Source organism: Methylobacterium sp. GXF4 (assembly GCF_000272495.1).
GTDB lineage: Bacteria > Pseudomonadota > Alphaproteobacteria > Rhizobiales > Beijerinckiaceae > Methylobacterium > Methylobacterium brachiatum.
This window is the reverse complement of sequence record NZ_AKFK01000025.1, coordinates 1-6769: the sequence shown is the minus strand read 5'-3', so window position 1 is coordinate 6769 and position 6769 is coordinate 1. Positions and strand designations below refer to the sequence as shown.

8 protein-coding genes are annotated in these 6769 nt (G+C 69.3%); 5 read left to right on the top strand and 3 right to left on the bottom strand.

The window, feature by feature from the left end; all coding sequences use genetic code 11:
• Positions 1–619: hypothetical protein (locus WYO_RS03900; RefSeq protein ID WP_007559264.1), on the bottom strand; the 619-nt coding region annotated here is incomplete at its 3' end.
• A gap of 190 nt (positions 620–809) precedes the next feature.
• Between WYO_RS03900 and WYO_RS03895 the strand changes: the two genes are divergently transcribed.
• The 3 genes from WYO_RS03895 to WYO_RS03885 all read left to right on the top strand — a co-directional run bounded on the left by WYO_RS03895 (position 810) and on the right by WYO_RS03885 (position 2118).
• Positions 810–1367 (top strand): metallophosphoesterase, encoded by a 558-nt coding sequence (locus WYO_RS03895; protein ID WP_007559262.1) that lies wholly within the window; start codon positions 810–812, stop codon positions 1365–1367.
• 58 nt (positions 1368–1425) lie between these two features.
• A complete protein-coding gene (locus WYO_RS03890; RefSeq protein ID WP_007559260.1) occupies positions 1426–1770 on the top strand; it encodes a hypothetical protein in 345 nt (114 codons plus the stop codon).
• A 108-nt stretch (positions 1771–1878) separates the two neighbouring features.
• Complete coding sequence (locus WYO_RS03885) at positions 1879–2118, top strand: hypothetical protein (RefSeq protein ID WP_007559258.1); 240 nt, start codon at positions 1879–1881, stop codon at positions 2116–2118.
• Between the two features lie 207 nt (positions 2119–2325).
• Here the strand turns inward: WYO_RS03885 and WYO_RS03880 are convergent, their stop codons facing one another.
• Entirely contained in the window at positions 2326–3063 is a 738-nt protein-coding gene (locus WYO_RS03880) for a sigma-70 family RNA polymerase sigma factor (RefSeq protein ID WP_007559256.1), read from the bottom strand.
• Between the two features lie 273 nt (positions 3064–3336).
• Here WYO_RS03880 and WYO_RS03875 point away from each other — a divergent pair, with 273 nt between their 5' ends.
• The gene (locus tag WYO_RS03875; RefSeq protein ID WP_007559255.1) at positions 3337–4518 is read left to right on the top strand and encodes a YihY/virulence factor BrkB family protein; all 1182 of its coding nucleotides are present in this window, start codon (positions 3337–3339) and stop codon (positions 4516–4518) included.
• A 270-nt stretch (positions 4519–4788) separates the two neighbouring features.
• Entirely contained in the window at positions 4789–5499 is a 711-nt protein-coding gene (locus WYO_RS03870) for a Crp/Fnr family transcriptional regulator (RefSeq protein WP_007559253.1), read from the top strand.
• Between the two features lie 779 nt (positions 5500–6278).
• Here WYO_RS03870 and WYO_RS29660 read toward each other — a convergent pair.
• A complete protein-coding gene (locus WYO_RS29660; RefSeq protein ID WP_081496926.1) occupies positions 6279–6755 on the bottom strand; it encodes an OsmC family protein in 477 nt (158 codons plus the stop codon).
• Between the last annotated feature and the right edge of the window lie 14 nt (positions 6756–6769).

The following is a 6769-nucleotide window of genomic DNA, read 5'->3' as shown; positions in this document are numbered from 1 at the left end:
GGCGGGTCGGGGGCTCGGCCGGGGCAGCGTCCTTGATGCGCCACAGGTAGCGGGCGAGGATCGAGCGGTAGGGCGCGAAGGGGGCCGCGAGGCTGCGCGTGTCGGTGCCGCCGGTGAGCCGGCGCAGGCAGCCCACCGCCGCCACGTCGCCCTCGGGCCAGATGTCCGGATCGTGAAAATGGAAGATGCCGACCATGTCGGCGGTCCAGGGGCCGACGCCCCGGATGCCGCACAGGATCGCGGCGCGCTCCGCATGCGGCCGGTGGGCGAGGTCGGGGCCGAGCAGGCCCGCCGCCTCGGCGGCGACGATCGCCTGGAGGGCGCGGACCTTGTTGCCCGAAATGCCGCAGGCCCGCAGCAGCGCCGGGTCGCCGGTCTCGAACAGCCCGCGCGGGCTCGAACCGGCCGCCGCCGCGGCGGCCTCGATCCGGGCCCAGATCGCCGCCGCGGCCCGGGTGGAGAGCTGCTGGTTCACGACCTCGACGAACAGCCGGTCGGCCAGGCAGGCCTGCGGCGGCGGGTCGATCCGGAGCGGGCCGACCTGCCGGATCGCGGCCTCCAGGGTCGGATGCGCGCGCGCGGCGTCCAGAAGGTGCGCGTAGGCTGTGGGATCGAGCATCGCGACGACGATAGAGGCCCGGTCGCGCGCGGGGCAAGCGGGTGCGGCCTCGGGGCCCCGCGGGTGCGCCGGTCGCGATCCCCGCCGGTTGCGGGCACGATGCCGCGCCGGGCTTGCTCGGCGCCGGCCCCGATCCACCTCGCCTCGGCGCCGGACGCGGTGACGGGCTTGAACGGCGACATCTCACGGCATGGCGATCTTCTTCACCGCGGACACGCATTTCGGCGACCCGCACATCCTCCGCCACCGTCAGGCGCGCTACGGCAGCCTCGAGGCGCATGACGCCGCCCTGGTCGCCGGCTGGAACGCCGTGGTCGGGCCGGACGACGCGATCTGGCATCTCGGGGACTTCGCCGCGGGGGCGAGCCGCGCCCGCTGCGCGGAGCTGTTTGCCGAGCTCAACGGCATCAAGCGCCTGGTTCGTGGCAACCACGATTCGAACCGCGTCCTCGACCTGCCCTGGGCGGAGCCGCCCGTCGACAGCGCCCGGATCTCGGTGCCGGACGCGCAGGGCCGGGAGCACCGCCTGTTCCTGTCGCACTACGCGCACCGGGCCTGGCCCGGCCTGTGGCGGGGGACCCGCCATCTCTACGGGCACAGCCATGGCTGGCTTCCCGATACCAGCCGCTCCTGCGATGTCGGCGTCGACGCCTGGGACGACCGCCCGGTCGGCCTCGACGCCATCCTGGCGCGCCAGGACGCGGCCGAGCTGGTGCCGGAGGAGATCGCCCGCCACGGGCTGCGCTGACCTCCGGCGCGCGAGCCCTATGTCGGATGGCGGACCCGAGATCCCGCGCGAGGCCGCCATGATCGAACCCGGCATGACCGAATCCGGCACGACCGAACCCGCCGCGACAGACACCCCTGCCCCGTCCGCCTGGACCGACGCCGCCACGAACGCCGCCGCGCGCGCCGCGGCCGAGCTCGGCCTCGGCGGCGCCGTCGCCGGCCTGGATACGGAGGCCTGGGCGCGGCTGCGCGACCGGACCGCCGCGCTCCTGGCCGCCGAGGGCCGTCCGCTGCCGCCGGATTGGGAGCGGGCGCTGGCCCGGGCGCTCGGCCGGGCCGATCCGGAGGTGCTGGCCCGCGACGAGGCCGACACGGTGCTGGCCGAGAAGGGCGAGGTGTTCGCGCCCGAGGACGATGCGTAGAATCGGGCGAGGCCTGAGACTGAGACTGAGACTGAGACTGAGACTGAGACTGAGACTTCCTGGCGCCGGGTGGTTGCCGTCGCGCCCCTCCAGGCCGATGTAGGCAGCATGCCACAGCCCGATCATCAGCGCGCCGCCCCGAGATCCGCGCCCGGGACCGCCTCCACCACCCTGCGGGTCTTCCCGATCGCGGCCGGCGCCCCGGTCCTCGACGCGCAGACGCGGATGCGGCTCGGCCGCCAGCTGCAGGCGCTCTATGATCCGGTGATCGACGAGGCGCTGGATCCCAGATTGGCGGAGCTGCTGCAGCAGCTCGACGCGGACCGGGGCGACGACACAGCGCGCTGACGGGCGCGCCCCGAAAGGGGCTCCCGTCGGTGGATCGGGGGGATGTCACACCGACGGGAGCTGAGCCAGGACGACGGATCGACCCAACTCGCCCTATGTCGCCCAGGAATCAGCCCGGGCGCCTTCACTTAAGTCAAATTTGTTGGCGAATACAGAGGGAAGCGCTGCGGATAGGGGTATTCGGCGGTGGAAATCCTCCGGCCTCCGTCAGGCGGAGGTCCCGGTCACCGACAGCATCACCCCGTCGCTGCCGATCTCGGCCCCGGTATAGCCGAGCATCCGGGCGAGCTGCTCCCGGGCGCGCCAGACCCGGCTCTTCACGGTGCCGATCTGGCACTTCATGACGGCGGCGGCCTCCTCGTAGCTGAGGTTCTCGATCGCCACGAGGACCAGCGCCTCGCGCATCACCGGCGCGAGCCGGTCGAGGGCGGCGCGCACGTCCTGCAGGTCGAGATGGCCGCCCTGCTCCGGCACGCTGGTCAGCCGTTCGGCATAGCTGCCGTCGGTGTCGGGGATCTCGCGGCCGTGCTTGCGGTGCTGGCTGTAGAACACGTTGCGCAGGATCGTGAACAGCCACGCTTCCAGGTTCGACCCGGGGGTGAAGCCGGCGCGCCCGCGCCAGCCGCGCAGCAGCGTGTCCTGAACGAGGTCGTCGGCCGCGGCCGGGTCGCGGGTCAGCGACACCGCGAAGCGGTGCAGGGCCGGCACCACCTTCAGCAGGCCGGCGCGGAACGCCGCGTCGCGCGCGTCGTCGCCTCGAGTGAGCGCGGCGTCGAGGCGCGCCAGCAGGTCGGCGAAGCGATCCGACGTGGCCCCCGGGGCCGGGCCGACCTGATCGTAGGTAAGGCCGAGCAGCGTTCCGAGGTGCGTGCGGATCGCTTCCGGCAGGCCGTGCCGGATGTCGTGGGACGGATCGAGCAGGGTGCGGCCTTCGATGTCGGGCATAAGGTCCGGGCGTCGCCGAACGGGCTGGTCGCGCCCGTCGAGAACGCTTGTGGCGCGCCCAAGCGGCCTACGCCCCAACATGGGTTAGAACAGGCCGGGCCGAAGATGAAACCGGCCCAATACAAGCAATCCCCGGCACCGGGCGCCGGAACCGCGGCGGATTGCAACCGGGCCGCGAACCGGTCTGCGCGTCGCGGCGTTCCCTGTCGGATCGGCAACCCGTGGGGGGCCGGTTCGAAGGCGTTTTTCGCGAACCCGTGTCGAGGCGTACCGATGGCTTCTCCCGATCCAGACCGCAACGCGGCCCGCGACTCCGGGGGGCAGGCTTCGACGGTCTGGACCCTGGCCCTCGCCACCGCGCTGGTCGGCCTGGTCGCGTTCCCGCGCCGGGCAGCCGCGCCGACCGGACGGCGGGCGGATCCGGGGGCGCAATCCGGCTTCGCGGGCTCGTCGGCGCGCAAGCCGTCGCCCACGCACGAGGGCCGCGAGGCCGAGGCGGTGGCCCGGACCGAGGCGGATCGCGGCCGGGGCGCCAGCCATCCGGCCGAGATCCCCGCCAAGGGCTGGAAGGACATCGCGCTGCGCACCTATCGCGACATCGGCGAGAACCGCCTCTCGCTGATCGCGGCGGGGGTGACCTTCTTCACCCTGCTGGCGATCTTCCCGGCGGTGGCGGCGCTGGTCTCCTGCTACGGCCTCGTGGCCGACGCCTCGACCATCAACGACCAGCTCACCAGCCTCCAGGGCATCCTGCCCCAGGGGGCGCTCGACATCGTCGGCGACCAGGTCAAGCGGCTGAACGAGCAGGGTAACACCGCGCTGGGCTTCAGCCTGCTGATCAGCATCGTCCTGTCGGTCTGGAGCGCCAATGGCGGCGTGAAGCACGTCTTCGACGCGCTCAACATCGTCTACAACGAGCGCGAGAAGCGCAACTTCTTCGTGCTCAACCTCGTCTCCCTGGCCTTCACGGCGGGCGCGCTGGCCTTCCTGATCCTGGCGCTGGGCGCCGTCGTGGTGCTGCCGGTGGTGCTGTCGTATGTCGGGCTCGGCGCCGATGCCTGGTGGCTGACCCTGCTGCGCTGGCCGGCGCTGCTCGTGGCGGTCCTGCTCGGGCTCGCCCTGCTCTACCGCTACGGCCCGAGCCGGGACGCGCCGCGCTGGCGCTGGGTCACCCCCGGTGGCGCCTCCGCGGCGCTGCTGTGGCTCGTCGCCTCGCTGCTGTTCTCCTGGTACGTCGCCCATTTCGGCAGCTACAACAAGACTTACGGCTCCCTCGGCGCCGCCATCGGCTTCATGACCTGGATCTGGATCTCGACCATGATCGTGCTCGCGGGTGCCCAGCTGAATGCTGAGATGGAGCATCAGACCGCCGAGGACACGACGGTGGGCGAGCCTCAGCCCCTCGGCACCCGGCAGGCCCGGATGGCCGATTCGGTGGGCGCCGCCGCCGAGTGAGGTGATGGGCTGGCGCGCGCCGGCCGGCAGGGCGGTCGCTTAACGCAGGTTAGCGCGCGGCTGCGCGGTCGCGGCATAAGCCGTCGAAATTCTTCAGACTTCGACGTTCGGAAGCCGATATATCCCGTGCCGAGATTAGTCTTCGTGCCGCACGCCTTGGCCGGCGGCCTGATCGTGCGTGATGCTGCCGGCGCGGGCCCTGGGCCGGGTGGCCGGCCCGTGCCGGCCCGGGAACCGCATCGCCGCAGCCGCCTCTGACCGGAGGCGGACGTGACCAACCCCTTCGTGCGGAAGATGGAGCGGCATGTCCGGCTCGCGCCCGAGGACCGCGCGGCCCTCGACGGGCTCGCCCGCCAGCACGTGCGTCCGGTCGCGCCGCGCCAGGACATCGTCGGCCAGCACGACGACCCGTACCACACCCACCTCATCCTCGACGGCTGGGCCTGCCGGTACCGGCAGTTTCCCGACGGGCGGCGCGCGATCGTCTCGCTGCTCCTGCCCGGCGACCTGTGCGACCCCGGCGTCACCCGTCGGGCGCGCATGGACCACGCCATCGGGGCACTCACATCGGTGACGGTCGCCCGCATCGCGCCGGACCAGATCGGCGCGGCGGTCCGGGCCCGGCCGGCGCTCGAGGAATGCCTGTGGTTGGAGATGCGCGACACCACCGCGCTCCAGCGGGAATGGATCGCCAGCGTCGGTCGCCGCACGGCGATCGAGCGGCTCGCGCACCTGTTCTGCGAGCTGTACCTGCGGCTGGCGCGCGTCGGCCTCGCGGACGGGAACACGATCCCGATGCCGGTGACCCAGCCCGACCTCGCCGACGCCCTGGGCCAGACCAGCGTTCACATCAACCGCACCCTGAAGGCGCTGCGCGGCGCCGGCCTGATCGCCCTGCGCGGCCGGCGCCTGACGATCCACGACCTCGACGGGCTGATGAAGCGCGGCCTGTTCGACCCGGCCTACCTGCACCTGGCCTGATCCCCGCCCGCGACGCGCTTGCCCGGGATGCGAGAATCGGGATAATACTGAATTGGGCCCGGCCTAATTAGGGGCCGGCGATAGGTTGATACGTTGAACGCGCTCCATTTATGGCGATTATATAGCTATTTTGTTCTGATCATATACAACAGATGTCCGAACTTCTACGCCTTCAACGGCGTGCGGCGGGCGTTGTTGCGTCATATCGGCGTTCGGGTCGGGACACGATCGCATATTTCAAGTCCCCTCGTGTTCGAGCAGAGTTTCAGCACCGAGACCGTCCGAGGGCTTACGATAGGATATCAGACGTTCGTCAATTCCGAGGTCCGATTTGCATGCCGGGACTCACGGATCGAGATCGGCAATCGGTGCATGATCGGTCCCCGGGTAAGCTTCGAAACATCGACCCACACGCTCGTGGTCGAGGGGTTTCACGAACGAACAGAGGAAACGAGGCTGACGTTTCATAAGGATATTTGCGTGCGCGACGGCGTCTGGATCGGGGCCGGTGCCCTCATCTTGTGCGGCGTCACGATCGGGGAGCAATCTATAGTTGCTGCCGGATCAGTCGTGACCCGGGATGTGGAGCCGGGAATATTGGTCGGCGGCGTTCCGGCGAAGATGATCAGACGGCTGATCGCTTAGGGTTTGAAGTCGCTCGGCATGGCCTGGTGATGTCTGAGAAGGGTGGATAGCGGTAAGGCAGCTTTTGGAAGATCGCCCCCCAAAAGCTGCCCGCCCAGACCCCGTGATGAGGCTGCTAGTTCAAGATACCTATGTCAGCCTTCGAACACATTGAAGGTCGGCTCATAACTGATCGGGAAATTAACTGAACGCGCGATGAAACAATAGCGATGGACGTCGTTGTGAATAGTCGCCGCTTTTTCGAGATCTGTGCCCGGCACAACAGAAATATTAGGTCGCAGAACGGCACTCCGAAACTGACCGGAACCGTCCGGATGTACTTCGCCAATCCCTAGTGGATCATCGGTATATCGATGGACAACGATCTTGGCGCTGCTTGCGAGGTGCAGATACCAAAGCATGTGACATGCAGAAAGCGAGGCTAGAAGAAGATCCTCGGGGTTCGGCAATGCAGGGTCGCCCCCAAGTAGGGGATCATTCGAACAGTGGATCGTCGGCTTGCCAGGCGTAACGATATCCCAAGTTCGATCATAGCCTCGATAGGTTCGCGTGCCATCACCACGATTTCCTGTCCAGTCAATACGACACTTGTATTCGTGATTTTTCGACAAATCCCAATCCCCCC

What these genes read in the sequence shown, in the direction of transcription:
- WYO_RS03895 (WP_007559262.1), top strand. Translation starts at nt 810, where the DNA reads ATGGCGATCTTCTTCACCGCGGACACGCATTTCGGCGACCCGCACATC.
- WYO_RS03880 (WP_007559256.1), bottom strand. Translation starts at nt 3,063, where the DNA reads ATGCCCGACATCGAAGGCCGCACCCTGCTCGATCCGTCCCACGACATC.
- WYO_RS03890 (WP_007559260.1), top strand. Translation starts at nt 1,426, where the DNA reads ATGATCGAACCCGGCATGACCGAATCCGGCACGACCGAACCCGCCGCG.
- WYO_RS03885 (WP_007559258.1), top strand. Translation starts at nt 1,879, where the DNA reads ATGCCACAGCCCGATCATCAGCGCGCCGCCCCGAGATCCGCGCCCGGG.
- WYO_RS03875 (WP_007559255.1), top strand. Translation starts at nt 3,337, where the DNA reads ATGGCTTCTCCCGATCCAGACCGCAACGCGGCCCGCGACTCCGGGGGG.